Origin of the sequence: Sphingomonas sp. 10B4 (assembly GCF_035019905.1) — a bacterium.
Taxonomy (GTDB): Bacteria; Pseudomonadota; Alphaproteobacteria; order Sphingomonadales; family Sphingomonadaceae; genus Sphingomonas; species Sphingomonas glacialis.
Genome location: NZ_JASJVC010000361.1, coordinates 1 through 265, shown reverse-complemented (window position 1 = coordinate 265; position 265 = coordinate 1). Strand labels below are relative to the sequence as shown.

The window sequence follows — 265 nt, the reverse complement described above, 5'->3', positions numbered from 1 at the left end:
CGATCATGTGCAGCAAAAAACCATTAACTTGTCGCAGACACAGATTTTAGTGATGGATGAGGCTGATCGCATGCTCGACATGGGTTTCTTGCCTGATTTGCAACGCATCATCAATCTCTTGCCTAAGCAAAGACAGAACCTGATGTTTTCGGCGACTTTTTCACCCGAAATCAAACGGCTGGCGGCCAGCTTCCTCAATGATCCGCAAACCATCGAAGTCGCGCGCAGCAATGCCACGGCCGACAATGTCACGCAGATTTTGTAC

General features: G+C 49.1%; 1 protein-coding gene. It reads left to right on the top strand.

Going from position 1 to position 265, the window contains the following annotated elements:
- Window positions 1-265, top strand: a 265-nt coding sequence (locus tag QN347_RS20120) for a DEAD/DEAH box helicase (protein ID WP_323494449.1), incomplete at both ends; no start/stop codon positions are given.